This window comes from Amaricoccus solimangrovi (assembly GCF_006385685.1).
GTDB classification, from domain to species: domain Bacteria; phylum Pseudomonadota; class Alphaproteobacteria; order Rhodobacterales; family Rhodobacteraceae; genus Amaricoccus; species Amaricoccus solimangrovi.
The window spans coordinates 78886-105189 of record NZ_VFRP01000002.1 but is presented as its reverse complement, the minus strand read 5'-3'; the positions used below and the strand labels follow the sequence as shown (position 1 = coordinate 105189).

Annotated in this window: 28 protein-coding genes; 15 read left to right on the top strand and 13 right to left on the bottom strand. The window is 70.1% G+C overall.

What is annotated here, in order from left to right:
* Positions 1–70: 70 nt before the first annotated feature.
* Positions 71–481 carry a DUF4174 domain-containing protein gene (locus tag FJM51_RS02970; RefSeq protein WP_140452625.1) on the top strand — a complete coding sequence of 137 codons (411 nt, stop codon included), beginning with the start codon at positions 71–73 and terminating at the stop codon, positions 479–481.
* A 4-nt stretch (positions 482–485) separates the two neighbouring features.
* Here the strand turns inward: FJM51_RS02970 and FJM51_RS02965 are convergent, their stop codons facing one another.
* The 6 genes from FJM51_RS02965 to FJM51_RS02945 all read right to left on the bottom strand — a co-directional run bounded on the left by FJM51_RS02965 (position 486) and on the right by FJM51_RS02945 (position 5373).
* Positions 486–2486 (bottom strand): acetyl-CoA carboxylase biotin carboxylase subunit, encoded by a 2001-nt coding sequence (locus tag FJM51_RS02965; protein WP_140452624.1) that lies wholly within the window; start codon positions 2484–2486, stop codon positions 486–488.
* 113 nt (positions 2487–2599) lie between these two features.
* Positions 2600–2779, bottom strand: a complete 180-nt coding sequence (locus FJM51_RS02960) for a hypothetical protein (RefSeq protein WP_140452623.1) — start codon at positions 2777–2779, stop codon at positions 2600–2602.
* Between the two features lie 111 nt (positions 2780–2890).
* Positions 2891–3061 carry a hypothetical protein gene (locus FJM51_RS23655; RefSeq protein ID WP_181164424.1) on the bottom strand — a complete coding sequence of 57 codons (171 nt, stop codon included), beginning with the start codon at positions 3059–3061 and terminating at the stop codon, positions 2891–2893.
* Between the two features lie 69 nt (positions 3062–3130).
* Complete coding sequence (locus FJM51_RS02955; protein WP_140452622.1) at positions 3131–3481, bottom strand: hypothetical protein; 351 nt, start codon at positions 3479–3481, stop codon at positions 3131–3133.
* A gap of 22 nt (positions 3482–3503) precedes the next feature.
* Positions 3504–3749, bottom strand: coding sequence for a hypothetical protein (locus FJM51_RS02950; RefSeq protein WP_140452621.1), 246 nt, complete (start codon positions 3747–3749; stop codon positions 3504–3506).
* A gap of 91 nt (positions 3750–3840) precedes the next feature.
* Positions 3841–5373, bottom strand: coding sequence for an acyl-CoA carboxylase subunit beta (locus tag FJM51_RS02945; RefSeq protein ID WP_140452620.1), 1533 nt, complete (start codon positions 5371–5373; stop codon positions 3841–3843).
* Positions 5374–5503: 130 nt separating this feature from the next.
* Between FJM51_RS02945 and FJM51_RS02940 the strand changes: the two genes are divergently transcribed.
* Complete coding sequence (locus FJM51_RS02940; protein WP_140452619.1) at positions 5504–6925, top strand: helix-turn-helix domain-containing protein; 1422 nt, start codon at positions 5504–5506, stop codon at positions 6923–6925.
* A 64-nt stretch (positions 6926–6989) separates the two neighbouring features.
* Here FJM51_RS02940 and FJM51_RS02935 read toward each other — a convergent pair whose 3' ends face one another.
* Together FJM51_RS02935 and FJM51_RS02930 are read right to left on the bottom strand one after the other, a co-directional pair.
* Positions 6990–7628, bottom strand: a complete 639-nt coding sequence (locus FJM51_RS02935) for an outer membrane protein (RefSeq protein ID WP_140452618.1) — start codon at positions 7626–7628, stop codon at positions 6990–6992.
* 121 nt (positions 7629–7749) lie between these two features.
* Positions 7750–8130: a RidA family protein gene (locus FJM51_RS02930; RefSeq protein WP_140452617.1), complete on the bottom strand. Its 381-nt coding sequence runs from the start codon at positions 8128–8130 to the stop codon at positions 7750–7752.
* Positions 8131–8396: 266 nt separating this feature from the next.
* On the opposite strand from FJM51_RS02930, the gene FJM51_RS02925 reads away from it, so the two are divergent.
* The 3 genes from FJM51_RS02925 to FJM51_RS02915 all read left to right on the top strand — a co-directional run bounded on the left by FJM51_RS02925 (position 8397) and on the right by FJM51_RS02915 (position 10647).
* Complete coding sequence (locus FJM51_RS02925; RefSeq protein WP_140452616.1) at positions 8397–8792, top strand: c-type cytochrome; 396 nt, start codon at positions 8397–8399, stop codon at positions 8790–8792.
* Positions 8793–8887: 95 nt separating this feature from the next.
* Positions 8888–10282 carry a 30S ribosomal protein S12 methylthiotransferase RimO gene (gene rimO / locus FJM51_RS02920; RefSeq protein ID WP_140452615.1) on the top strand — a complete coding sequence of 465 codons (1395 nt, stop codon included), beginning with the start codon at positions 8888–8890 and terminating at the stop codon, positions 10280–10282.
* Between the two features lie 80 nt (positions 10283–10362).
* Positions 10363–10647, top strand: a complete 285-nt coding sequence (locus FJM51_RS02915; RefSeq protein ID WP_140452614.1) for an acylphosphatase — start codon at positions 10363–10365, stop codon at positions 10645–10647.
* 39 nt (positions 10648–10686) lie between these two features.
* On the opposite strand, the gene nagA is transcribed toward FJM51_RS02915, so the two are convergent.
* Genes nagA through FJM51_RS02900 form a run of 3 tightly spaced genes read right to left on the bottom strand, consistent with a single transcriptional unit; the run spans position 10687 to position 13732 of the window.
* The gene (nagA, locus tag FJM51_RS02910; RefSeq protein ID WP_140452613.1) at positions 10687–11853 is read right to left on the bottom strand and encodes an N-acetylglucosamine-6-phosphate deacetylase; all 1167 of its coding nucleotides are present in this window, start codon (positions 11851–11853) and stop codon (positions 10687–10689) included.
* Entirely contained in the window at positions 11850–12884 is a 1035-nt protein-coding gene (locus FJM51_RS02905; RefSeq protein WP_210240199.1) for an SIS domain-containing protein, read from the bottom strand. Before FJM51_RS02905 ends, nagA begins: the two co-directional genes overlap by 4 nt.
* A complete protein-coding gene (locus tag FJM51_RS02900; RefSeq protein ID WP_140452612.1) occupies positions 12881–13732 on the bottom strand; it encodes a glucosamine kinase nucleotide-binding domain-containing protein in 852 nt (283 codons plus the stop codon). The genes FJM51_RS02905 and FJM51_RS02900 overlap by 4 nt, the downstream gene beginning before the upstream one ends.
* A 228-nt stretch (positions 13733–13960) precedes the next feature.
* Between FJM51_RS02900 and FJM51_RS02895 the strand changes: the two genes are divergently transcribed.
* From FJM51_RS02895 to FJM51_RS02870, 7 genes are all read left to right on the top strand, one after another.
* Positions 13961–15250 (top strand): ABC transporter substrate-binding protein, encoded by a 1290-nt coding sequence (locus tag FJM51_RS02895; protein WP_140452611.1) that lies wholly within the window; start codon positions 13961–13963, stop codon positions 15248–15250.
* Between the two features lie 61 nt (positions 15251–15311).
* Entirely contained in the window at positions 15312–15665 is a 354-nt protein-coding gene (locus FJM51_RS02890; RefSeq protein ID WP_140452610.1) for an antibiotic biosynthesis monooxygenase family protein, read from the top strand.
* A gap of 6 nt (positions 15666–15671) precedes the next feature.
* The gene (locus FJM51_RS23650; protein WP_181164423.1) at positions 15672–16316 is read left to right on the top strand and encodes a DUF7002 family protein; all 645 of its coding nucleotides are present in this window, start codon (positions 15672–15674) and stop codon (positions 16314–16316) included.
* The gene (locus FJM51_RS02885) at positions 16313–17224 is read left to right on the top strand and encodes a carbohydrate ABC transporter permease (RefSeq protein ID WP_210240198.1); all 912 of its coding nucleotides are present in this window, start codon (positions 16313–16315) and stop codon (positions 17222–17224) included. Before FJM51_RS23650 ends, FJM51_RS02885 begins: the two co-directional genes overlap by 4 nt.
* Positions 17224–18057 (top strand): carbohydrate ABC transporter permease, encoded by an 834-nt coding sequence (locus FJM51_RS02880; protein WP_140452609.1) that lies wholly within the window; start codon positions 17224–17226, stop codon positions 18055–18057. Before FJM51_RS02885 ends, FJM51_RS02880 begins: the two co-directional genes overlap by 1 nt.
* Complete coding sequence (locus tag FJM51_RS02875; protein WP_267901356.1) at positions 18054–19085, top strand: Gfo/Idh/MocA family protein; 1032 nt, start codon at positions 18054–18056, stop codon at positions 19083–19085. The genes FJM51_RS02880 and FJM51_RS02875 overlap by 4 nt, the downstream gene beginning before the upstream one ends.
* 10 nt (positions 19086–19095) lie before the next feature.
* Positions 19096–20094: an ABC transporter ATP-binding protein gene (locus FJM51_RS02870; RefSeq protein ID WP_140452608.1), complete on the top strand. Its 999-nt coding sequence runs from the start codon at positions 19096–19098 to the stop codon at positions 20092–20094.
* 7 nt (positions 20095–20101) lie between these two features.
* Here the strand turns inward: FJM51_RS02870 and FJM51_RS02865 are convergent, their stop codons facing one another.
* Positions 20102–21592 (bottom strand): carboxypeptidase M32, encoded by a 1491-nt coding sequence (locus FJM51_RS02865; protein ID WP_140452607.1) that lies wholly within the window; start codon positions 21590–21592, stop codon positions 20102–20104.
* 270 nt (positions 21593–21862) lie between these two features.
* Here FJM51_RS02865 and FJM51_RS02860 point away from each other — a divergent pair, with 270 nt between their 5' ends.
* From FJM51_RS02860 to FJM51_RS02850, 3 genes are all read left to right on the top strand, one after another.
* Positions 21863–22939, top strand: coding sequence for a dipeptidase (locus tag FJM51_RS02860; protein WP_140452606.1), 1077 nt, complete (start codon positions 21863–21865; stop codon positions 22937–22939).
* A gap of 127 nt (positions 22940–23066) precedes the next feature.
* The gene (locus tag FJM51_RS02855; protein WP_140452605.1) at positions 23067–23267 is read left to right on the top strand and encodes a hypothetical protein; all 201 of its coding nucleotides are present in this window, start codon (positions 23067–23069) and stop codon (positions 23265–23267) included.
* Complete coding sequence (locus tag FJM51_RS02850) at positions 23257–24786, top strand: GMC oxidoreductase (protein ID WP_140452604.1); 1530 nt, start codon at positions 23257–23259, stop codon at positions 24784–24786. Before FJM51_RS02855 ends, FJM51_RS02850 begins: the two co-directional genes overlap by 11 nt.
* Positions 24787–25089: 303 nt before the next feature.
* Here FJM51_RS02850 and FJM51_RS02845 read toward each other — a convergent pair whose 3' ends face one another.
* On the bottom strand, positions 25090–26298 hold the full coding sequence (locus FJM51_RS02845) for a polyhydroxyalkanoate depolymerase (protein WP_140452603.1): 1209 nt from the start codon (positions 26296–26298) through the stop codon (positions 25090–25092).
* Positions 26299–26304 lie beyond the last annotated feature (6 nt).

Sequence of the window (26304 nt, the reverse complement as noted above, 5' to 3'; positions counted from 1 at the left end):
CCTGTTTTCCGCGCGCAAGCTCTCGCATCCCCGCCCGGATCGCCTATCTTGGGTCGAGGAAGACGACAGAATGATACTCCGCCTCCTCCTGATCGCCCTCGTCCTCGCCGCGCCGGCCCCGGCGCAGACCCCCGGCGCGCCCGACGCGCCGGAGCTTTCCGATCTGCTCTGGACCGCGCGCCCGCTCGTCATCTTCGCCGACAGCGACCGCGATCCCCGGTACATCCAGCAGATGCGCGCGATCGAGGGCGGCATGGGCGAACTGACCGAGCGCGAGGTGGTCGTGCTGACCGACACCGAGCCCGAGGCCGAGGGCCCGCTCCGCCGCGACCTCAGGCCGCGCGGCTTCGGCGTCGTGCTGATCGACATCGACGGCAAGGTCGCGCTGCGCCGGCCCGCGCCGATGCAGGTCCGCGAGATCACCGCCCTCATCGACCGCATGCCCTCGCGCCGCGACGAGACCGGCTCGCGCCGGCCGTGAGCCATCACTCGAACTCCATGATGACGTCGTCGACCGCGAGGCTGTCGCCGGGCCGAGCGAGGATCTTCGCGACCTTCGCCTTGCGCTCGGCGCGCAGCACGTTCTCCATCTTCATCGCCTCGACCATCGCGAGCGGCTGGCCGTCGTAGACCTCGTCGCCCTCGGCCACGCTGATCTTCACGACGAGGCCCGGCATCGGGCAGAGCAGCAGTTTCGACGTGTCGGGCGGCGCCTTCTCCGGCATCTGCGCCGCGAGTTCCGCGTGGCGCGGCGACAGGACGGAGACCTTCAGATCCGCGCCCCGGTGCCGGATCCGGAAGCCGCCCGGGATGGTCCGGACCTTGGCGACCAGCGCGTGCCCGCCGACCGTGGCGCGCGCCAGTTGCTCGCCCGGCTGCCAGGTCGAGAAGACCCGGGTGCCCGGCCCGTCGGGGAAGGCCACCAGCGTGTCGAACCCGTCGCGCTCGGTCGAGACCTCGAACCGCTCGCCGCCGAGCTGCACCACCCAGTCGCGCCCGATCCTGCGCCCGTGGTTCTGGATCGCGCCGAGGATCTTCGACGCGCGCTCCTCGTTCAGCACATGCGCGTGCGCGGCGAAGGCGGCGAGCCGGCGCAGCGTCTCGCGGCCGAGCGTCGCCCCCGCGAAACCCTCGGAATATTCCTCGGCGATGAAGGCGGTGGTGAGCGCGCCCGCGACGAAGCGCGGATGGTCCATCACGGCGGAGAGGAACGGCAGGTTGTGCCCGATCCCCTCGACCTCGAACGCGTCGAGCGCGCCGCGCATCGTCTCGATCGCCGCCGCCCGGTCCGGCCCCCAGGAGCAGAGCTTGGCGATCATCGGGTCGTAGTACATCGAGATCTCGCCGCCCTCGAAGACGCCGGTGTCGTTGCGGACCGCGTGGCCCGAGCCCGCCTCCTCGGCCGGCGGGCGGTAGCGGGTGAGCCGGCCGATCGAGGGCAGGAAGTTCCGGTAGGGATCCTCGGCGTAAAGCCGGCTCTCCATCGCCCAGCCGTTCAGCCGCACCTCGTCCTGGCCGAAGGAGAGCGCCTCGCCCGCCGCCACGCGGATCATCTGCTCGACGAGGTCGATGCCGGTGATGAGCTCGGTCACCGGATGCTCGACCTGCAGGCGGGTGTTCATCTCGAGGAAGTAGAAGTTCCGCTCTCCATCGACGATGAACTCCACCGTCCCCGCCGAGCAGTAGTCGACCGCCTTCGCGAGCGCGACCGCCTGCTCGCCCATGGCCTTGCGGGTCGCGGCGTCGAGGAAGGGGCTCGGCGCCTCCTCGATCACCTTCTGGTTCCGCCGCTGGATCGAGCATTCGCGCTCGCCGAGATAGACGCAGTTGCCGTGCCTGTCGCCGAGCACCTGGATCTCGATATGCCGCGGCTGGGTGACGAATTTCTCGATGAAGATCCGGTCGTCGCCGAAGCTCGACGCCGCCTCCGACTTCGAGCGTTCGAACCCCTCGCGCGCCTCCTCGTCGGACCAGGCGATGCGCATGCCCTTGCCGCCGCCGCCGGCGGAGGCCTTGATCATCACCGGATAGCCGATCTCCTTCGCGATCTTCACCGCGTGCTCGGCATCGTCGATCAGGCCCATGTAGCCCGGCACCGTCGAGACCCCGGCCTCGGCGGCGAGCTTCTTCGAGGTGATCTTGTCCCCCATCGCCTCGATCGCGCCGACGGGCGGGCCGATGAAGGCGACGCCGACCCTGGCCAGCGCCTCGGCGAATTCCGCGCGCTCCGACAGGAAGCCGTAGCCCGGATGCACCGCCTGCGCCCCGGTCCGCCGGATCGCGTCGAGGATCTTGTCGATGACGATATAGGACTGGTTCACCGGCGCCGGGCCGATATGCACCGCCTCGTCCGCCATCTCGACATGCAAGGCGCCGGCGTCGGCGTCGGAATAGACCGCGACGGTCTTGATGCCCATCTTGCGCGCGGTCTTGATGACCCGGCAGGCGATCTCGCCCCGGTTCGCGATCAGGATCTTCTCAAACATGGGTCCTCTCAGGGCAGTTGGTCGCGACCGGACGCGCGCGACGCGCCGCCCGGATGGCTCCGGGCGGACGGGTCTCCGCCTCGGCGGTGAAGAAGTTCCGGGACCGCGCGCGGCTAGCGCAGGGCGCCGGCGGCTCCGCCGATCGCCGCGCCGGCCAGCGGCTCGCCCGCGATGACCTGGCCGGCGACGGCGCCGCCGGCCGCGCCGGTGACGGCCCGCTCCGTCCGTGTGGAGCCACAGGCCGCGAGCAGCAGCGTGACCCCGAGAACAGCGACGCATCCCAGACCGCGCATGTCAGTTCCTCCCTGGATTCCCCGGGGACGCCGACGACGCGGCGCGCCCGGCCGTCCGCGCCCGACGCGCGGACCGGGAGAAAACGCGCGGGAAAGCCAAGCGATCCGTGGCTATTCGACCACGTCGCCGGTGCCGTCGTTGATCGCGTTGGAATCCTGAGGATCGTCGCCCGCGGCCTGGGCCGAACTCGCGTCGAGCGGGTCGCCGCCGAGTTCGAATCCGCCGCCGCATCCGGAGAGCACCAGAAGGGCGAAGAGGCCCCCCAAGATCCTGCCAGCCATGTCCCGTCTCCCTGTCCCATGCCCGCGCGCCGGAGCGGGCACCCTGTCTCGGCGCGTCCCGATCCTGACCTATTCATCGTCGAAAATCTCCGGAAACGAGGCGCGCGCGCGCTCGATGTCGACCCGGAGCAGCGCCTCGTAGCTCGCCGGATCGAACGGATCCTCGGCCGGGACCACCTCGCGGCCGAAGAGGAAGTTGATCCGGCCCGCGTCGAGATTGCCGCGCTCGAACGGCTCCTCGCCGAAATGCTCGATCAGCGCGCGCAGGAATTCGCGATCCGCCGCCTTCTCGATCGGCCGGCGGTCGGCGAAACGCTCGCGCGCCTTCAGCGCGGTGGCGCCGTCCTTGCTCGCGCGCCGGATCACGAACTGCAGGTCCGAACTCGGCAGCCGCCCGGGAAAGCCGCGATGCTTCAGCATGGCAGGGCCCCCGGAATGCGCGTCAGTCCTCGCCCAGACCCATCACCGCGATGCCCATCGAGACCGCGCCGAAGGTCATCGCGGTCTGGAAGAACAGAAGGAAGGTCGCGAGCCCGCTCGGATCCCGCGCGACGATCCCGCCCACCCCGGCGAAATCGGTCCAGATCGCGAGAAGCAGCGCCGAGCAGCCGATCACCATCCCGTTCGCGACATGCGTGAGCATGAAGCGGATGAGCCGCGGCAGCGACATCCAGAGCCTGCGTATCATCGCCCCGGCCCCTCCCGGCGGCATGCGGATTCCAACCCATCGCAGTCTACTCCCTAAGGCCGCGGCTTGCGAGCGCCGCGCGCCCTCCGCCTCAGAGCGGAATGTTGTCGTGCTTCTTCCAGGGATTGGCGAGCCGCTTCGTGCGCAGGCTCGCGAAGGCGCGCGCGACGCGGCGGCGCGTCGACTGCGGCATGATCACCTCGTCGATGAAACCCTTCTCCGCCGCGACGAAGGGATTGGCGAAACGCGCCTCGTAATCCTTGGTCCGAGCCGCGATCTTGTCGGGATCGCCGAGTTCCGAGCGGTAGAGGATCTCGACCGCGCCCTTCGCGCCCATCACGGCGATCTCGGCGGTGGGCCAGGCGTAGTTGAAATCGCCGCGCAGATGCTTCGAGCTCATCACGTCGTAGGCGCCGCCATAGGCCTTGCGCGTGATCACCGTCACCTTCGGCACCGTCGCCTCGCCGAAGGCGAAGAGGAGCTTCGCCCCGTGCTTGATGATGCCGCCGTATTCCTGGCCCGTCCCCGGCAGGAAGCCCGGCACGTCGACGAAGGTCAGGATCGGGATCTCGAACGCGTCGCAGAAACGCACGAAGCGCGCGGCCTTGCGCGAGGAATCGATGTCGAGACAGCCCGCGAGCACCATCGGCTGGTTCGCGACCACGCCCACCGTCGAGCCTTCGAGCCGGATGAAGCCGGTCAGGATGTTCTTCGCGAAGTCCGCCTGGATCTCGAAGAAATCGCCCTCGTCGGCCACCTTCGTGATCAGTTCCTTCATGTCGTAGGGCGTGTTCGCATTCGCCGGGACGAGCGTGTCGAGGCTCGTCTCCACCCGGTCGGGCGCGTCGTGGAACGGGCGCACCGGCGGCTTCTCGCGGTTCGAGAGCGGCAGGAAATCGACGAGCCGCCGCACCTCGAGGAGCGCCACGAGGTCGTTCTCGTAGGCGCCGTCCGCGACCGAGGATTTCGACGTATGCGTCTTCGCGCCGCCCAGTTCCTCGGCGGTGACGATCTCGTTCGTGACCGTCTTCACCACGTCCGGCCCGGTCACGAACATGTAGGAGGAGTCGCGCACCATGAAGATGAAGTCGGTCATCGCCGGCGAATACACCGCGCCGCCCGCGCAGGGGCCCATGATGACGGAGATCTGCGGCACCACACCGGAGGCCATGATGTTGCGCTGGAACACGTCGGCGTAGCCCGCGAGCGAGGCGACGCCCTCCTGGATGCGCGCGCCGCCGGAGTCGTTGAGCCCGATCACCGGCGCGCCGTTCTGCATCGCCATGTCCATGATCTTGCAGATCTTCTCGGCATGGGTCTCGGAAAGCGAGCCGCCGAAGACCGTGAAGTCCTGGCTGAAGACATAGACCTGGCGGCCGTTGATCGTGCCCCAGCCGGTGATCACGCCGTCGCCGGGATAGCTCATCTCCGACATGCCGAAATCGACGCAGCGATGCGTCTTGAACATGTCGAACTCCTCGAAGGAGCCCTCGTCGAGCAGCACCTCGACCCGCTCCCGCGCGGTGAGCTTGCCCTTCCCGTGCTGCGACCTGACGCGGTTCTCGCCGCCGCCGAGCCGCGCCTCCGCCCGCCGGACCTCGAGCTCGTCCAGGATATCCTTCATGGCGCCGCCCCCCTAAACTTGGCGTGTTTGGCGGTTTTGTGGCAGATGCGAAGGCACCGGACAAGCGCGCAGCGGCGAATTTGCAAATGAGATTGCAAACCGGCGCCGCGAATTGCAAAGTTGCGAAACCATGGCCCAGCCCCGCAAGCTCTACATCGGCGCGAAGCTGCGCGAGATCCGCGCGCGGCTCGCGCTCACCCAGGCCGAATACGCCGCGAAGCTCGGCGTTTCGGTCTCCTACCTCAACCAGATGGAGAACAACCACCGGCCGGTCTCGGCCCGGGTGGTGCTGTCGCTCGCGCAGGAATTCGGCATCGACGTGACCGAACTCGCGACCGGAACGAGCGAGCGGCTCGTCGCGGACATGCGCGAGGCGCTGGCCGATCCGGTGTTCGGGGACGCGGCGCCGCCGCTCTCCGACCTGCAGCTCGTCGCCGCGAACGCGCCGAACCTCGCCCGCGCCTTCCTCACGCTCCATCGCGCGCACCGCCAGGACCGCGATCGCCTCGCGCGGCTCAACGAGACGCTGGGACGCGAGGACAATCCGCTGACCCCGCTGCCCTGGGAGGAGGTGCGCGACTTCTTCCACTATTGCGACAACTACATCGACGCGATCGACCGCGCCGCCGAGCATTTCGCCGCCCGGCTCGGGGCGGGCGAGCGGCTCGGGGCGGGCGAGCGGCTCGCCGCGATCGAGGGCTGGCTCAGCGCGCGCCACGGCGTGACGCTCGTCCTCGCGGCGGGCGCGCCGCTCCGGCGCTACGACCCGGCGGCGAAGGCGCTGACGCTCGCCGCGCACAGCGGCCGGGCGACGCAGGCCTTCCAGGCGCTGCACCAGATCGCGCTCATCGAGCACAACGACCTGCTGGAGGCGACGCTCGACCTCGCGCGCTTCTCGACCGAGGCGGCGCGGGCGATCTGCAAGACCGGGCTCGCCAACTACTTCGCCGGCGCCGCGCTCCTGCCCTACGGGCGCTTCCTCGCCCGCGCGCAGGAGTTACGCCACGACCTCGAGGCGCTCTCGGGCGAGTTCCAGGCCTCGATCGAACAGGTCGCGCAGCGGCTCTCGACGCTCCAGCGCGTCGGTGCGAAGGGCGTGCCCTTCTATTTCGTCCGCGTCGATCAGGCCGGAACCATCACCAAGCGGCATTCCGCGACGCGGTTGCAGTTCACCCGGTTCGGCGGCGGCTGCCCGCTCTGGAACGTGCACCAGGCCTTCGAGACCCCCGGCCGCTTCCTGCGCCAGCTCGCCGAGACGCCCGACGGCGCGCGCTACGTCTCGCTCGCGCGCGACGTCTCGAAACCGGGCGGCAGCTTCCACGCGCCGGTCCGGCGCTACGCGATCGGCCTCGGCTGCGAGGTGGCGCACGCGGCCTCGCTCGTCTACGCCGACGATCTCGACATCCGCGACGCGGCCGCCTTCCAGCCGATCGGCGTCTCCTGCCGGATCTGCGAGCGCCGCGCCTGCCCGCAGCGCGCCGTCCCGCCGATGGAGCGCGGGGTCGAGGTCGACCCGAACGAGCGCGACCTGCTGCCCTATGTGATCCGATGAAAAAAAGGGCCGGCCCCCGAAGGAGCCGGCCCGGTCTTCCCGTGGGAGGGAAAGCTGGAAACGCTCAGAAGTGGTAGGAGGCGCCGAACAGGACGTCGACCGTGTCGTAACCGCTCTTGAACGAGAAATCCGAATTCTCGACCGTCTGGTCGTTGATCGTGAAATACCGCGTCTCGCCGAAGATCTGGAACTGCGGGGACACGTCGTAGCTGACGCCGCCGATCAGCTGCCAGGCGAAGTCGTAGTCGGCGTCGAGCGTCTGGCCGACGTCCTTCACCTTCTGGTCGGCGATGCCGATGCCCGCGCCGGCGTAGGGGTGGAAGGCGCCGGTCGCGCCGAGGGGCTGGAACTTGTAGAGGGCGTTGACCATCCAGGCGTTGGACTCGGTCGTCCCCTTGTCGTCGCCCGCGACGTCGCGGAACCGGGCGTCGGCGTTGCGATAGACGTATTCGCCCTCGATCGCCAGCGTCGGCGAATATTCGTAGCCGACCGCGGCGCCGAGCGCGTAGCCGGTGTCGAAATCGAACCCGCTCGAGCCGCTGACGTCGTTCGTCTTGTCATTGAGCTGGAAATTGTCGTCCTGCGGGATGGTCCAGCCGCCGAAGCCCTTCAGGTAATATCCCTGGGCGCTCGCCGCGCCGGCCATCAGAGCCACGGCCGCCAGCGCGCCACCCGTCACCACGATCCTGTGCTTGATGCTCATCCGTCGCCTCCGAATCGAACTGTCGTCATCGAGGTATGCACCCCGCGCACCGGCTTGTCAGCGCATGAGATCAATTCACGCGCGAAAACGTGAGAGTCCCGCGGCGCGCGGCCACGGCGCCTCAGTCGCCGCGATAGGCGGTGACCTCGATCTCGACCTTCATCTCGGGCCGGATCAGCGCCGCCACCACGGTGGAATTCGCCGGCCTGACCTCCCCCAGCGCCGCGCGCAGCGCCGGTCCGATCGCGGGATGATCGGCGGGATCGGTGAGGTAGATGACCGTGCGCACCACGTCCTTCATCGCGAAGCCGGCTTCCTCGAGCGCGCCCGCGATCGTGCCGAGCGCGTTCGCCGCCTGCTCGCCCGCGTCCTCGGGCATCGACATCGAGCGGTAGTCGTAGCCCGTGGTCCCGGCGACGAAGCACCAGTCGCCCTGGACCACCGCGCGGCTGTAGGCGAATTCCGCCTCGAAGGGCGATCCGGTCGTGATCAGTCTGCGCATGGCCTTCCTCGCCGCGATGTCCGGGCTCATCCTTCCCGCGCCGCCCGCCGCCGGTCAAGCGCCCGCCGGGCCGGAAAAGCGGCGCATTTCGCGACACCCCGGCCCTTCGGCCCGCGCCTTTCCGGCGGGATGCCGCGCCTCGCGACTTATGGACGGTTGCGGGCCGGGCGCCGCTCCCTATGATCCGGACCGATTCCGCCAGGGCCGACCGATCTCCGGAAGCCGGACGTGGAACGGAACGAAGAACCATCTGGATTGGGTTGGAAATGCGAAACAAGATTCTCGTCGCCCTCACGCTCGCGGCCGGCTGCGTCGCGGTTCCCGCGCTCGCCCAGGACGATCTCGCGGCGCAGGGCGAGAAGGTCTGGAAGCGCTGCGCGGCGTGCCACATGATCGGCGACGGCGCCGAGAATCGCGTCGGGCCCGAGCTCAACGGCCTCATCGGCCGCACCGCCGGCACCGTCGAGGATTTCAAGTATTCCGACGCGATGAAGAAGGCGGGCGAGGACGGGCTCGTCTGGGACAACGACAAGCTCTTCGCCTATCTCGAGAACCCGAAGGCGATGGTGCCGGGCACCAAGATGGCCTTCGCGGGTCTGAAGAAGGAAGAGGACCGCCACGCCGTCGTCGCCTATATCGACACGCACGGCGGCGAGCAGTAACCTCCCCCGCGATCCCCGCGCCGGCTTCCCGCGCCCGGGAGCCGACGCGGGCGGGGTCCGTGCGCGCGGCCTTCAAACCGCGCGCTGAATCGGGTATGGGCGCGGGCATGAGCATCAACCCGCCCGACTTGCGGCCCGACCGGGCGCCGCGTCCCGTCATCACCGAAGCCGCCCGGCCCGGGCAGCCCCGGATCGGCATGGTCAGCCTCGGCTGCCCGAAGGCGCTCGTCGACAGCGAGCGGATCCTGACCCGGCTCCGGGCCGAGGGCTATGCGATCTCGCCCGATTACGAGGGCGCGGACGCGGTGATCGTGAACACCTGCGGCTTCCTCGACTCGGCCAAGGCCGAGAGCCTCGAGGCGATCGGGGAGGCGCTCTCCGAGAACGGCCGGGTCATCGTCACCGGCTGCCTCGGCGCGAACGAGGATTACATCCGGGGGGCGCATCCGACCGTGCTCGCCGTCACCGGGCCGCAGCAGTACGAGCAGGTGCTCGACGCCGTGCACGACGCGGCGCCGCCGGCGCCGAACCCGTTCATCGACCTCCTGCCCGCGACCGGCGTGCACCTGACGCCGCGCCACTACAGTTACCTCAAGATCGCCGAGGGCTGTAACCACAAGTGCAAATTCTGCGTGATTCCCGACATGCGCGGCCGCCTCGTCTCGCGCCCCGCCCACGCGGTGCTGCGCGAGGCGGAGAAACTCGTCGAGGCGGGCGTGCGCGAGCTTCTCGTCATCAGCCAGGACACCTCGGCCTATGGCCTGGACCGCAAGCACGACACGCATCCGTGGAAGGGGGGCGAGGTCCGCTCCCACATCACCGATCTCGCACGCGAACTTGGACGGCTCGGCGCCTGGACGCGGCTCCATTACGTTTATCCCTATCCGCATGTGCGCGACCTCATCCCGCTGATGGCCGAGGGGCTGGTGCTGCCCTATCTCGACATCCCGTTCCAGCACAGCCATCCCGACGTGCTCCGCCGGATGGCGCGGCCGGCGGCGAGCGCGCGGACGCTCGACGAGATCGCGCGCTGGCGCGCCGATTGCCCGGAGATCACGCTGCGCTCGACCTTCATCGTCGGCTATCCCGGCGAGACCGAGGCGGAGTTCCGGCACCTCCTCGACTGGCTCCACGAGGCGCGGCTCGACCGGGTCGGCTGCTTCAAGTACGAGAATGTCGAGGGCGCGCGGGCCAACGCGCTGCCCGATCATGTTCCCGAGGAGGTGAAGCAGGAACGCTGGGAGCGGTTCATGGAAACCGCCCAGGCGATCAGCGCCGGGAAGATGGAGGCGAAGGTCGGCACCCGTGTCGAGGTGATCGTCGACGCGGTCGACGCGGAAGGCGCGACCTGCCGCACCTGGGCGGACGCGCCGGAGATCGACGGCAACCTCTTCATCGACGCGGAATTCGAGGGGCTCGCCCCCGGCGACATCCTGACCGTCGAGGTCGAGGAGGCGGCGGATTACGATCTCTGGGGCCGCCCGGTCTGAGACCGCGGCCCCGCGCCTTTTCCGTTGCCAATTCGCCGCGTCGCGCCACCATTTCCGGCGAGGATCCAAGGGAGATCGAGATGGAGACGAAACCTGTGTCAGTGACCGTGCACGTGATCGGCAAGGTGCAGGGCGTTGGCTTCCGCGCCTGGACCGAGCGGGTGGCGCGCGGGCTGGGGCTGACCGGCTGGGTCGGGAACGACCCCGACGGCTCGGTGCGCGCGGTCTTCACCGGGACGGACGAGGCGGTCAATGCGATGCTGGACCGGCTGAGGGAAGGCCCGCCCGCCGCCCGCGTCGACCGCGTCACGACCGAAGCCGCCGATCCGGCCGATACCGAATACGACTTCCGCGTGATCGCCTGAGCCGGTCACGGGGCGGAGCGCGGGGCCGGCGGAGGCCGGTCAGGGCGAAGCCGCCCCCTCCCGCGGGAGTTCCGCGCCGCCCTGCCAGACCCGGCGCGCGCGGAAATCCGCGTCGAGATGCACCAGATCGGCGGCGCCCCCGGGCGCGAGCCGCCCGCGGCTCCGCGCCCCGATCAGCCCCGCCGGATTGGCCGTCGCCATCGCGAGCGCCCGTTCCGGCGCGACGCCGACGCCGCGGAGGACGCGGAGCGCGCCGGGGATGTCGATATCGGCCCCCGCGAGCGTGCCGTCGGCGAGCGTCAGCCGCCCTTCGCGCCGGAGGATCTTCCGGCCGCGCAGCGTGAATTCGTCGAGACCGGTCCCCGCCACCGCCATCGCGTCGCTGACGAGAAAGACGCGCTCCGTCCCGCCGGCGCGGAGCGCGATCCCGATCACCTCGGGCGCCACGTGGATCCCGTCCGCGATCAGCCCGACCCCGATGCCGGGCGTGCTCAACGCCGCGCCGACCAGCCCGGGCTCGCGATGGCCGAGCGGGCTCATCGCGTTGAAGAGATGCGTGACCGCCCGCGCGCCCGCCGCGAAGGCCGCCCGCGCCGCCGCCGCGCCGGTATCGCTGTGGCCGAGGCTCACCACCGCCCCCGCCCCCGCCAGCGCCGCGATCTGCGTCTCCGTCGCGCTTTCGGGGGCGAGCGTCACCAGAAGCGCGGGAAGGCGCCGCGCCGCCTCGGTGAGCAGCGCGAGATCGGCCTCCTCCATCGGACGGATCAGCGCGGGATCATGCGCGCCGTGCCGCCTCGGGTCGAGATGCGGCCCTTCGAGATGCAGGCCGAGGAAACCCGGCACGCGGCCGGCCGCGGCGATCCCCGCCTCGACCACCGCGCGGGTGATACCGGGGGTATCCGTGATCAGCGTTGGCAGGATCCCGGTCGCGCCGAGCCCCGCGTGGGCGGCGCAGATCGCCGCGATCTCCGCCACGCCGGGATCGGCGCCGAGCATCCGCCCGGCCCCGCCGTTCACCTGAAGATCGACGAAACCCGGCGCGAGGATCCCGCCGCCGAGATCCTCCGCCGCCATCGCGCCAAGGCCCGCCTCCGGGACGAGCGCCGCGATCTCGCCGCCCTCGACGATCAGCGCCATGCCCTCGCAAAAACCGGTCCCGTCGAAGAGACGCGCGCCCCTGAGGGCGAAGGATCCCGCCCCGCTCATAGCGTCGAGGTGACCTTGCGCAGGTTCGGCGGCTCGTCGGGATCGAGCCCCCGCCGCCGGGCCAGCGCCTCGACGAAGACGTAGAAGGAGACGATGAGCGCGAGCGGCGCGAGGCGCCGGTGCAGCCCCCCGACGCCCGGCAGCGTCACCGCCCCGGCCGCGGCGCCGCCGGTCAGGTAGACATCCGCCCCCTGGCCCGCCAGCCGCTCCGCCGTCCCGACCACCTGGGGCAGCGCCTCGTCCTCGACCCCGAGCGCGAGGATCGGAAACCGCGCCCGGACCAGCGCCGCGGGGCCATGCATCACCTCCGCCGCGCTGTAGCTCTCGGCATGGACGCCGCAGGTCTCCTTGAACTTGAGCGCGATCTCGCTCGCGATCGCGAAGCCCGGCCCCCGGCCGAGCACGAAGAGCGAATCGGCCTCCGCGAGCCGGTCGGCGAGCGGCCCCCAGTCGCAGTCGAGCGCGCGGGCGAAGGCCTCCGGCGCCGCCGCCACCGCGCGGGCGAGCGCGCCGTCGCCCTGCCATTCCGCGAGCAGCGCGAGCCCCGCGAGCACCGAGACGACGAAGGTCTTCGTCGCCGCGACGCTCCGCTCCGCCCCGACGCGGAGCGCGAGCGTGTGATCGACCGCGCGCCCGACCGGGGATTCGGCGAAATTCGTGATCGCGAGCGTCAGCGCGCCGCCCGCGGCCGCCGAGCGCATCATCTCGACGATGTCCGCGCTCTGGCCCGATTGCGAGATCCCGATCGCCGCCGCCCGGCCGAGCCGGAGCCGGCGATGATAGATCGAGGCGACCGATGGGCCGACCGAGGCGACGGGCAGGCCCGCGCCGAGCTCGGCCGCGTATTTGAAATAGGTGGCCGCGTGATCCGAGGATCCGCGTGCCACGGTGACGAAGAGATCCGGGTTCCGGTCGGTCAGCGCGGCAGAGGCGGCGCGAAGCTCGCCCCGCGCGCCATCGAGGAAGCGCGCCGCCGCCTCCGGGATCTCGAGGATCTCCGAGCGCATGAAGCTCGCGGCCTCCCCGCTCATGCCACCCCCCGCGCCATCGCGAGCGCCCCGTCGAGCGCGGAGCCCTTCGGCGCCCGGATCCGTTCGCTGTAGCGCCGGGCAAGCTGCTCCTCGAAGAGCCGGCCGACGCCGCCGACGAAGCAGATCGGGAGCGGTTCCTCGGCGGAGAGCAGGTCGATCGCCGCGACGATGTCGCCCCGCGCCTTCGCGATCACGTCGATCGCCGCGGCGTCGCCGAGCGCGGCGGCGGCGAAGATGCGCGGCACCAGGGCCGCGAAATCGCGCGGCGTCGCGCCATGGGCGAAGGTGACCAGCCCTTCCGGCCCCTTCGCCTCGACGACGAGCGCGTCGAGCAGACCGGAGCGCGGGCGCAGCCCGTCATGGGCGAGCAGCGCCGCCTCGAGGATCGCCTGCCCCAGCCGCGCGCCGCCGCCGAGATCGGAGAGCCGGAAGCCCCAGCCGCCGACCTTGCGCACCATCCCCTCGCGCTGGGCCGCGAAGATCGAGCCGGTGCCGAGCACCGCGACGATCCCGTCCTCGGCGCCGAGCGCGCCCTTGACCGCGATCGTGACGTCGCTCTCGAGCCGCACCCGGGCGAAGGGCAGGTCGCGCTCCATCCGCCGCGCGGCGGCCGCGACATTGGCGCCGGCGAGGCCGAGCACGGCGGCGAGATCGCCGAACCCCGCGCCGAGCCCGGTGGCGCGCAGCGCCGCCTCGGCCGCGGCCAGGATGTTGCGCCGCGAGACCTCCGGATCCGTCATGATGTTGGCTGACCCGGCCTCGCCGAGGCCGAGGACCATTCCGCCCTGATCGGCGATGGCGGCGCGGCAGTTCGTGCCGCCGCCATCGACCCCGAGAAACAACTCCATCGCCACTCCCCGCGCGAACGATCCCCTCCCGATTTACCAGACGCGCGCGCGCCGCGCCAAGCAACTGGAATCGTCTGGACAATCGATCGCCGTTCGGCATCATCGCCCTGCCAGGGGAGACGCCATGACATCCGCGCCGCGCGATCCGCGACCTTTTCCCGCTCCGTCCGCCGCCCGGGCGCGCGCGGAACGTCCGGCGGCCAGAGGCCCAGAAACGGAGAGGAAACGATGACTTTCAACGCCTTCGACGGCTCTTTCGCCGTGCCGATCCGGACCCTGGGCGCGCTCGGCCTGCTGGTGGCCGCGGGCTCCGCCGCCTCGGCGGAGGACGTGACGCTGACGATCGAGAGCTGGCGCAACGACGACCTCACGATCTGGCAGGACAAGATCATCCCGGAATTCGAGGCGAGCCACCCGGGGATCAGGCTCAGGTTCAACCCGACCGCCCCGACCGAGTACAACGCCGCGCTCAACGCGAAGCTCGACGCCGGAACGGCGGGCGACCTCATCACCTGCCGCCCCTTCGACGCCTCGCTCCAGCTCTTCGAGAAGGGCCAGATCACCGATCTGACCGCGATGCCGGAGATGGAGAACTTCGGCCCGGTCGCGAAGGCCGGCTGGTCGACCGACGACGGCTCGCAGACCTTCTGCGTGCCGATCGCGAGCGTGATCCACGGCTTCATCTACAACAGGGACGCCTTCGCGGAACTGGGCCTCACCCCGCCGAGGACCGAGGCGGAGTTCTTCGCGGTGCTCGACAAGATCAAGGCCGACGGCACCTACATCCCGATGGCGATGGGCACCAACGACCAGTGGGAAGCCGCGACGATGGGCTACCAGAACATCGGGCCCAACTACTGGCACGGCGAGGAGGGGCGGCTCGCGCTGATCGCGGGCACGCAGAAGCTCACCGACGACGACTGGGTCCAGCCCTTCCGCGAGATCGCGAAGTGGAAACCCTATCTCGGCGACGGTTTCGAGGCGCAGACCTATCCCGACAGCCAGAACCTCTTCACCCTCGGCCGCGCGGCGATCTATCCCGCCGGTTCCTGGGAGATCGCGGGCTTCGGCGAACAGGCGGCCTTCGACCTCGGCGCCTTCCCGCCGCCGCTGCCCGCGGAGGGCGATACCTGCTACATCTCCGACCATGTCGACATCGCGATGGGCATGAACGCCAAGACCGCGCATCCGGAGGCGGCGAAGGCCTTCCTCGCCTGGGTCGCCTCGCCCGAATTCGCGACGATCTATTCGAACGCCCTGCCCGGCTTCTTCTCGCTCGCGACCGCGCCGGTCGAGCTCGACAACGACCTCGCCAAGGAGTTCGTGAGCTGGCGCGAGACCTGCCAGTCGACGATCCGCTCCACCTACCAGATCCTCTCGCGCGGCACGCCCAATCTCGAGAACGAGACCTGGACCGCCTCGGCCAACGTCATCCGGGGCACCGAGACGCCGGAGGAAGCGGCGGCGCGCCTGCAGGAGGGCCTCGCCTCCTGGTACGCCCCGCAGCAGGGCAACTGACCCCCGGGGGGCGCGGGTCCGGGCCGGATCCGCCCCCCTCGCGAGCGACGGGAGGCCGCGCATGATCGCCGTCATCTTCGAAGTCTGGCCCGCGGAGGGTTGCCGCGAGGACTACCTCGCCCTCGCCGCGCGGCTTCGCGCCGATCTCGAGCGGATCGATGGCTTCGTCTCGGTCGAACGCTTCGAGAGCCTGACCAATCCGGGCAAGCTCCTCTCGCTCTCGATCTTCCGTGACGAGGCCGCGCTCGACGCGTGGCGCCGCCTGCCCTCCCACCGCGCCGCGCAGGAGACCGGGCGTCGCGCCTGGTTCGCCGACTACCGCCTGCGCGTCGCCTCGGTCCTGCGCGATTACGGCATGACCGATCGCGCCGAGGCGCCGGCGGACAGCAAGGCGCACCACGCGGCGGCGTCCTGAGCTCCGATGACACCCGATCAACTCGCGCAAAGGCACCCCCATCTGTTCCACGTCACGGGGGTGGAAGCTGTCCCCTCCGTGCTGGAGCGTGGACTGCTTTGCTCTGCGGACATCGTGGATCAGTGGGAGGTGCCGCCGGAAGATCGCGACGCCCTGCTGTCAAGGCGGCGCCCTTCCCCGGTCCCGCTCTCGCATCCCCGGTTCGGCCGGATCGTCATCAATGACAATGCACCGCTTAGCGAGCCCAAGCTGGCCAGGGTGCTGGATGACGGACTCACACCGCCGGAGTGGCTCCGCATGCTCAATCAAAGAGTGTTCTTCTTCACTGACCGGAAGCCTCTGGAAGCGCTGCGAGGCGCCCGGCTGAATGAGAAGCGCCCGAAAAGCGTGATCGTGGTCGACACCCGCGCTCTGGCAGAGGCTTACGGCAGGCAGATGGAAATCGCGCCTATCAATTCGGGTAACACGAACTACGCCGCCGCCAGACGCGGATTATCGACTTTCGCGCCGCTTCCGCAGACCGATTTCAGCGTTTGGCGAACCGGTCGGGGCAGGAAGAATCCGGATCGTATCAGGGAGGTGGCCGTCCGGGGTTCGGTCCGCGATCTGGCGCGATTTGTGGTAGACGTGCAAGAAGGAGCGGCCGCGTGAGGCGGCGTTTCCGCCCCCATATCCTCGTCTTTCTCGCCCCGGCGGTGCTGATCTACACCCTGGTGATGATCCTGCCGCTGATCGGCACGCTGAACCTCTCGCTCTTCAACCGCGTCGAGGGCGCGGAAAGCTTTGTCGGGCTCGGGAACTTCCGGACGCTGTTCGGGGATCCGCGCTGGTCGGCGAGCTTCTGGAACGCGCTCGGCAACAATACGTGGTTCTTCCTGATCCACATGCTCGTGCAGAACCCGATCGGCATCGCGCTCGCGGCGCTCCTCTCGACGCCGGGGCGCCGCTTCGCCTCCGCCTACCGGACCGCGATCTTCGTGCCGACGATCCTCTCCTTCGTCATCGTCGGCTTCGCCTGGAAGCTCATCCTGTCGCCGATCTGGGGCATCGCGCCGACGATGCTGGCATCCGTCGGGCTGAAGTCGCTCTTCGCGCCATGGCTCGGACAGGAAGCCTCGGCGCTCACCACGCTCGCGCTGATCTCGGTCTGGCAGTTCGTCGGCATCCCGATGATGCTGATCTACGCGGCGCTGCTCTCGATCCCGGAGGAACTCATCGAGGCGGCGGAACTCGACGGGATCACCGGCTTCGCGCAGTTCCGGAAGATCAAGCTGCCGCTGATCCTGCCCGCGGTCGGTATCGTCTCGATCCTGACCTTCGTCGGCAATTTCAACGCCTTTGACCTCATCTATGTCACCCAGGGCGCGCTCGCGGGGCCGAATTTCGCGACCGACATCCTCGGCACCTTCCTTTACCGCACCTTCTTCGGGTTCCAGCTCCAGCTCGGCGACCCGCATATGGGTGCCACGATCGCGAGCGTGATGTTCCTCATCATCCTCGGCGGCGTCTGCCTCTATCTCTTCGGCGTCCAGACGCGGCTTCGCCGCTACCAGTTCTGATGGCGCGCCGGGGGAGGCTCCGCGCGTTCGGCGCCCACGCCGCCCTGCTGACCTACACGGCGATCGCGCTCTTCCCGGTCTTCGTGATCGTCATCAACGCGTTCAAGTCGCGCAAGGCGATCTTCGGCGCGCCGCTCGCGCCGCCCACGCCCGAGACCTTCGACCTCGCGGGCTTCCGCGCGGTCCTGACCCAGGGCGATTTCGTGCTCTATTTCCAGAACAGCCTGATCGTCACACTGGTCTCGCTCGCCCTCGTGCTGCTCTTCGGCGCGATGTCGGCCTTCGCGCTTTCGGAGTACCGCTTCCGGGGCAACACCCTCCTCGGCCTCTATCTCGCGCTCGGGATCATGATCCCGATCCGGCTCGGCACGGTCGCGATCCTCGAACTCATGGTCGCCACCCACCTCGTCGACACGCGGACCGCGCTCATCCTCGTCTATACCGCGCAGGGTCTGCCGCTCTCGATCTTCATTCTCGCGGAATTCATGCGCCAGATCTCGGACGACCTGAAGAACGCCGGCCGGATCGATGGGCTTTCCGAATACGCGATCTTCTTCCGCCTCGTGCTGCCGCTCACCCGGCCCGCGATGGCGACGGTGGCGGTCTTCACGATGATCCCGATCTGGAACGACCTCTGGTTCCCGCTGATCCTCGCCCCCTCGGAGGCGACGAAGACGGTGACCCTCGGCGCGCAGGTCTTCATCGGCCAGTTCGTCACCAACTGGAACGCGGTGCTCGCCGCGCTCAGCCTCGCGATCCTGCCGGTGCTGATCCTCTACCTCATCTTCTCGCGCCAGCTCATCCGCGGCATCACCTCGGGAGCCGTCAAGTGACCCGTCCGCTCAGAACCCTCGTCGTCGGCCTCGGCAACATGGGGCGGTCGCACGCGCTGGCGTATCACGCCAGTCCCGCCTTCGAGATCGTCGGCCTCGTGAACCGCTCCGCGCCCGATCTGCCGGCGGCGCTGCGGTCCTACCCGCTCGGGTCCGACTACGACGCGGCGCTGGCCGAACTCAGACCAGACCTCGTCTGCGTCGCGACCTATACCGATTCACACGCCACCTGCGCGCTGAAGGCGCTTCAGGCCGGGGCGCATGTCTTCGTCGAGAAGCCGCTGGCCGAGACGATGGAGGAGGCGCGCCTTCTCGCGGGCGCCGTCGAGGAGAGCGGGCGCAAGCTCGTGGTCGGCTACATCCTGCGGCATCACCCGAGCTGGCAGCGGCTGATCGCCGAGGCGCGCGCGCTCGGTGGGCCTTACGTGTTCCGGCTGAACCTCAACCAGCAATCCTCCGGCCCGACCTGGGAGACGCACAAGGCGCTGATGCGAACCACCTCGCCCATCGTCGATTGCGGCGTGCATTACGTCGACGTGATGTGCCAGATCACCGACGCGGCGCCGGTCGAGGTGCGCGGCATGGGGCTGCGCCTCAGCCCGGAGATCGCGGAGAGCATGTACAACTACGGCCATTTCCAGGTGATCTTCGCCGATGGCTCGCTCGGCTGGTACGAGGCCGGCTGGGGGCCGATGATGTCGGACACCGCCTTCTTCGTGAAGGACGTGGTATCGCCCGCGGGCGCCGTCTCGATCCGGATGCCCGAGAGCGCGCGCTCCGACGACATCGAGACGCATACGCGGACCGCGACGCTGCGGCTCCACCGCGTCGGCCAGCCGGACGAGGATCTGTCGATGGCCGACGAGCCCGACCACCAGGCCCTCTGCGACCGCGAGGCCGCCTTCGTCGCGCGGGCGATCGCGACCGACGCCGATCTTTCACGCCATCTCCGCGACGCCCTCGCCTCGCTCGCCGTCTGCCTCGCCGCGGACCGGAGCGTGCGCGAAGGTGTCCCGGTCAGGCTCTGAGGGTCCACGCATGGGTTCGCTGACGCTGCGCGGCATCTCGAAATCCTTCGGCGCGACCGAGGTACTCCGCGACATCGACCTCGAGGTGCACGACGGCGGCTTCACGGTCTTCGTCGGCCCCTCGGGCTGCGGCAAGTCGACGCTCCTTCGCATCGTCGCGGGGCTCGAGGAGCCGAGCGCGGGCGACGTGCTGATCGAGGGCGAGCGCGTCAACGACCGCGCCCCGGCCGATCGCGAGATCGCGATGGTGTTCCAGTCCTACGCGCTCTATCCGCACCTCACCGTGCGTGACAACATGGCGCTCGGTCTGAGACAGGCGCGCACGCCGAAGGCGACGATCGAGGCGCGCGTGGCGGAGGCGGCGCGGATGCTCTCGCTCGAACCGCTGCTCGGGCGCCGCCCGGCGGAGCTTTCGGGCGGGCAGCGGCAGCGGGTCGCGATCGGGCGCGCGGTGGTGCGCACGCCGAAGCTCTTCCTCTTCGACGAGCCGCTCTCGAACCTCGACGCGGCGCTCCGCGTCAATACCCGCGTCGAGATCGCGCGGCTCCGGCGCGAGCTTCGCGCCACGATGATCTACGTCACCCACGACCAGACCGAGGCGATGACCCTCGCGGACCAGATCGTGGTGCTGAACGCAGGCCGCATCGAGCAGATCGGCGCGCCGATGGAGCTCTACCGCGATCCGGCGAACATCTTCGTCGCGGGCTTCATCGGCTCGCCCCGGATGAACTTCCTCGACGGCGCCCGGCTCGGGCTTCAGGCGGCGACGCTCGGCATCCGCCCCGAACACCTGCGCCTCGACCGCGTGGCCGGCGAGTTCGAGGGCCGCGTCAGCCATGTCGAGCATCTCGGCGGCGAGACCAACATCTTCGTCCAGGCCGGCGCGCATGGCCTGCTGACCGCGCGGCGCTTCGACGAGGAGAGCTTCGCGCTCGACGAAAGGGTCTGGCTCACGCCCGACCCGGCCCGGCGCCTCCTCTTCGACGCCGAGGGCCGGCGGCTCCGGTGAGCCGGGCTCAGAGCGTGTAGAGCGCGCCGTACTTGCGCCCGAGATAGTCGAGCAGCGCCGCCTCGCTCGGCGCCCGGCCGCAGGCCTCGGCGATGAGTTTCGCGGGCGGAAGCAGGCGTCCCTTGCGGTGGATGTTGGCGCGCAGCCACTCCACCACCGGCCAGACGTCGCCCGAGGCGAGCATCCGGTCGAGACCGGGCAGCGCCGCGCGCAGCGCCACGTTGAGCTCGGCCGCGTAGACATTCCCGAGCGCGTAGGTCGGGAAATAGCCGAAGAGCCCCGCCGACCAGTGCACGTCCTGCAGCGCGCCCAGCCGGGGCTCCGGCACCTCGACGCCGAAATCGGCGAGGAAACGCGCGTTCCAGGCCGCCTCCAGATCCGCCACGTCGAGCGTGCCCGCGATCAGCTCGCGCTCGAGATCGTAGCGCAGCATGATGTGGAGATTGTAATGCACCTCGTCGGCCTCGGTCCGGATGAACCCCGGCTCGACGAGATTGACCGCCGCGTAGAATGTCTCCGGCATGTCGACGCCCGTGGCGCCGAACTGCGCGCCGAAGGCCGGGCACAGCCATTCGCAGAAGGCCCGGCCGCGGCCGAGCTGGTTCTCGAACAGCCGCGACTGGGATTCGTGCACCGCCATCGAGGCGGACATTCCCACCGGCAGCAGCGCCTGCGCCGGATCGAGTCCCTGCTCGTAGACCGCGTGGCCAAGCTCGTGGATCGTCGCATAGGCGCATTCGCGCGGGTCGTATTCGTTCACCCGCGTCGTGATGCGCACATCCCCGCCCGAACCCGAGGACGAGGGATGCACCGCGAGATCGAGCCGCCCGGCCTGCCCGTCGAAGCCGAAGACGTCGCAGAGCCGGCGCGACAGCGCGAGCTGCCCGGCCCGGGCGAAGGCGCCGGTGAAGCGCGGCATCCGCCAGCCCGAACCCGCGATCCGCTCGGCGAGCAGCGTGAGCTTCGGGCGCATCCGCCCGAACATGCCCGAGAGCTCGGCCTCGGTCATGCCGGGCTCGTATTCGGCGAGCAGCGCCTCGTAGGGGGTCTCGCTCCCCTCGACGAGGCAGCGCGCCTGTTCCCGCTTCAGCGAGACCACGCGTTCGAGCACGGGCGCGAAATCCGCGAAACTGTTTGATTCCCGCGCCGTCTGCCAGACCGTCTGGGCCAGGGCGGAGGCGCGCGCCAGTTCCGCCGCGAGTTCCGCCGGCACCCGCGTCGCCCGGCGCGAGATCCGCCCGGCCTCCGCGACGTTCACCGCCTGGGCCGGATCGAGATCCGCGCCCTCCAAAAGGCCGACGAGTTCCGCGAGACGGGGCGCGGTCGCGAGCGCGTGGGCGGCGCGGGCCACGGCCGCGCACTGCTCGGCGCGCTGCGCGCTGCCCTTCGGCGGCATCTGCGTTTCCTGATCCCAGTTCAGCAACCCTGCCACCTGGTCGAGCGCGCCGAGGCCACGCAGGTGATCGGCGAACTCGGCGTAAAGGGTGGCAGTGTTCAAGGGTATCTCTCCGCCTCGTTCCGCGTCTGCGAACTGGCCGCGGCCCGCGCGCCGGTTCCGGCCCGCTTCCCGGGGGGCCTCGACCTCTTTAGTGCCCGATTCCCCGCCCCGCAACCGGCGGCGGCCTCACGCGGGTACGGGATGCCGCGCCCGGCGCCGCGCGCTCTCGCGGCCGCGGAAATTCTGTGCCAACGTCCGCGCGTCGCGCGCCCGGTCCCGAGCAACCGACCGATCGTCCCGCGCGCGCCCCGCGCCCTGCCTGGAACCGCCATGACCGACCTGCCCGCCACCCCCCCGATCTTCGACGGCCACAACGACCTCCTGCTCCGGCTCTGGCGCGCGGCGCCGGAGGATCGCGACCGGCTCTGGCTCCGGGGGAACGGCCGGGGCCATCTCGACCTGCCGCGGATGCGCGCGGGCGGCTTCGCCGGCGGGTTCTTCGCGATCTACATCCCCTCGCCGATGCCGGGCGGGCTCGACATCGACGCGATGATGGACAACCCGCCCTACGATCTCGCCCTGCCCGACCCGGTGCCGGTCCAGACGGCGCAGCCGATCGCCCTCGCGATGGCCGGGATCCTGCGGCGGATGGAGCGGGTCTCGGACGGCGCCTTCCGCGTCTGCCTCACGGCGGGCGAGGTCGAGCGCTGCCTCGCCGGAGGCGTGATCGCCGCGATCACGCATATGGAGGGCGCCGAGGCGATCGGCCCCGATCTCGACGCGCTCCATGTCTTTCACGCCGCCGGCCTCCGCTCGCTCGGCCCGGTCTGGAGCCGGCCGACGATCTTCGGCCACGGCGTTCCCTTCCGCTTCCCGGGCGACCCGGATACCGGCGACGGGCTGACCCCGCTCGGCCGCGACCTCGTCCGCCTCTGCGGCGAGCTGCGCGTGCTGGTCGACCTCTCGCATCTCAATGCGAAGGGATTCGACGACGTGGCGGCGCTGTCGGACGCGCCGCTCGTCGCCACCCATTCCTGCGCCCACGCGGTCTCGCCCTCGACGCGCAACCTCACCGACCGCCAGCTCGACATGATCCGCGAGCGCGACGGCATGGTCGGGCTCAATTTCGCCACCTGCTTCCTGCGCCCCGACGGCCGGCGCGGCGCCGATATCGGCTGGGAGCCGATCCTGCGCCACCTCGACCACCTGATCGGCCGGCTCGGCGAGGACAAGGTGGGCTTCGGCTCGGATTTCGATGGCGCGATGGTGCCCGACGGCATCCGCGACGTGGCGGGCCTGCCCGCGCTCCGCGCCGCCCTCGCCGGCCATGGCTACGACGCGGCGCTGATCGAACGGCTCTGCCACGGCAACTGGATCCGCGTGCTCCGGGCCACACTCGGCGCCTGACCGCGCACCCGCCGGCGCGGGGGGCTGGCGGCGGACCCCGGCCCGCGGTAACCAGTTCCGGACGCGGCTCTTGACCGGGCGCCGGCCGGCGGGCTGAGATCGGCGGAGCGGAAGGATGAGAAGACACATGCTCGAACGACGCGAATTCCTCAAAGGCACCCTCGGGGCGCTCGCCACCTTCGCGCTCGGCCTGCCCGCGGCGCGGCTCCTCGCGGCGGAACCGGCCTCGGCGCTGGCCGCCAGCCAGATCGGCCCGGGGCTGCATCTCGTCGACGGCTGGATCCTGACCACGGCCGACCTGCGCGCCATCGCCGCCCATGAGGTTTGACGCGAAGGCCGCGGACCGCGGCGGCTTCGAGGAGGTCTACGACGTCTGCGTGATCGGCGGCGGCCCGGCGGGCATCACCGCCGCCCGCGTGCTCGCCCGCTCCGGCGCGCGGATCGCGCTGATGGAGGCCGGCGGGCTCGAGATCGAGGTCGAGTCGCAGGACCCCTATGTCGGCGAGAACGTCGGGCTCGACTATTTCCCGCTCGACACCTCGCGCCTGCGCTTCTTCGGCGGCACCTCGAACCACTGGGCCGGCTGGTGCCGCGCGCTCGAACCGGTCGATTTCGTGCCGAAACGCTACAACCCGCTGAGCGGCTGGCCGATCACCAAGCTCGACCTCGATCCCTACCGCGCAGAGGCCGACCAGATCCTCGACGTCCCGAACGAATCGGAGGCGCCGAACCTGCCCTTCGCGCAGAAGGAATACCGCTTCCACCGCTTCCAGTTCCGCTGGAGCCCGCCGACCCGCTTCGCCGAGAAATATCTCGACGAACTCACCGCCTCCGACCGGATCGACCTCTGGCTCAACGCCAATCTCGTCGCGATGCCGATGGACGAGGCCGGGACTAAGGTGCTCGGCGCCACCTTCAGGTCCTACGCGCCGGACGATCCCGGCTTCACGGTCAAGGCGCGCTACTACGTGCTCGCGACCGGCGGGATCGAGAACGCCCGGCTGCTGCTCGCGCTCGACCAGCAGTTCCCGGAGGGGATCGGCAACCGCGCCGACATGGTCGGCCGCTTCTTCTGCGACCACCCGCATTTCGTGATCTCCGACGTCGTGCTGCGCGCGCCGAGCCAGGAGCGCGAATATTTCATGCCGACCGAGGAATTCCTCTACGAGAACGAGATCCTGAACTTCGGCCTGCGGCTGGAGCCGGAATACTACCCTCCCGAGACCGGCCTGACCGACGCGCTGATCCGTGGCGCCGGCTGCGGCCGCGACTTCGGCGAGCGGCTGGCGGAGAAGGTGCTGGGGCGCGAGCTTGCCAACTGCGACCTCGGCGGGGTCGGCGCCTGGTGGGAGACGCGGGGCGCGCCCCGGCCGGAACCGCTCGCGATCACGCGGATCGCCTTCGAACAGGCGCTGAACCCCGACAGCCGCGTCCGCCTCGGGACCGAGCGCGACGCCTTCGGCCTGCGCCGCCCGATGCTCGACTGGCACATGTCCGAACGCGACATCCACACGATGCGCACCGCGGCCATGGCCTATGGCGCGCATATCGCCGAGCAGGACATCGGACGGCTGAAACTGCGCGACTGGCTCACGGCGGAGCCGGCGGAGATCCCCGGCACCGACAAGGACGAGGTCGGCGGCAAGCATCACATGGGCACGACCCGGATGTCCGCCGACCCGCGCGACGGCGTCGTCGACGCCGACTGCCGGGTGCACGGGACCGACAACCTCTATGTCGGTGGCTCCAGCGTCTTCTCGACCCCGGGGCATTCGAACCCGACCTATACGCTGACCCAGCTCGCGCTTCGTCTCGGGGATCACCTGACCGGGCGCCTCTCCGCCTGAGCCGCCCGGCCCGGAGCAGGCCCTCCGGGCGGTGGCGCCGCGTCCGGCGTTCCGCGCGTGGCAGCGTGGCGTCCGCGGCGCGTTTCCGGACCTTCGCCCGTGGCGGGCGGCACCCGCCGGCTCTTCGCCCCGCCGGGTGGTCCGCCGACGCTCGCTTCCTCCCATGTTTCATATGGGCATGAAATCTATCGGGCAGTCCGCGCAGGAGCCGTCAGGCTCCGGAGCGAGGGGCCCCGCCAACAGGCGGGGAGAAAAAGGACTCGCGGCCAAAGGGCCGCTCCGCCGCGTCCCGGAGGGACGCGCCTATTCCATCGACAGGATGTGGTTGCGCACCACGGGATAGATCTCCCGTTCCCAGCGCCCACCGTTGAAGAGCCCGTAATGGCCCACGTTGGCCTGCAGGTGATGCCGCTTCAGATGCGGCCGCAGCGAGGAGCAGAGGTCATGCGCCGCGCTGGTCTGGCCGAGGGCGCAGATGTCGTCCCGCCCGCCCTCGGCGGTCAGCAGCGCGGTCTTGCGGATCGCGCCCGGATCGACCTTGCGCCCCCGGTAGGTGAAGTCGCCGGTCGCGAGCTCCGCCTTCTGGAAGATCCGGTCGATCGTCTCGAGATAGAATTCCTCGGTCAGGTCCAGCACCGCGAAATACTCGTCGTAGAAATCCTTGATCTTGCGCGCCTCCTCCGCCTCGCCCCGCGCGAGGTGCTCGTGGAGCCTGCGGTGCTGCTCCCGGTGGCGCTCGATGTTCATCATCACGAAGGAGGTCAGCTGGACGAAGCCAGGATAGACCCGCCGTCCCGCGCCGGCGTAGCGGCCGGGCACCGTCCCGATCACGTTGCGCTCGAACCAGCCGAGCGGCTTCTCGTTCGCGAGGTCGTTCACCGTCGTCGGGCTCTCGCGCACGTCGATCGGCCCGCCCATCAGCGTCATGGTGAGCGGCGTCGACGGATGATCCTCCTCCGACATCACCGCGACCGCGGCGAGGCCCTGCACGCAGGGCTGGCAGACGGCGAGGATATGGGCGCGCCCGCCGATCTCCTCGAGGAAGCGGATCACATAGGCGATGTAATCCTCGACGCCGAATCGCCCCGCCCCGACCGGCACGTCGCGCGCATTGGTCCAGTCGGTGATGTAGACGTCGTGATCGCTCAGGAGCGTCCGGGCCGTGCCCGCGAGCAGCGTCGCGAAATGGCCCGAGAGCGGCGCCAGCACCAGCACCTTCGGCTGCGGCGCGTCGACGTCCTTGGCGAAGTGGAGGAGCTTGCCGAAGGGCAGGTCGAGGACCACCTCCTCGGTCACCGGAACCTCGCGATTGCCGACCGTCACCGGCCGGATGTGAAAGTCCGGACGGGTCTGCGTCAGCCGGAAGCGCTGGATCAGTTCCAGCGTCGCGTCGAGCCGGCGCATCGGCGCGCAGGCGCCGCCGCCCCAGGCCAGCATCGAGCGGAACCATGTCGCCGCGTACCTGAGCTGCCCGATCAGATCATCCTGCATCTGGTATGTCTGGTAGAGCATCCGACA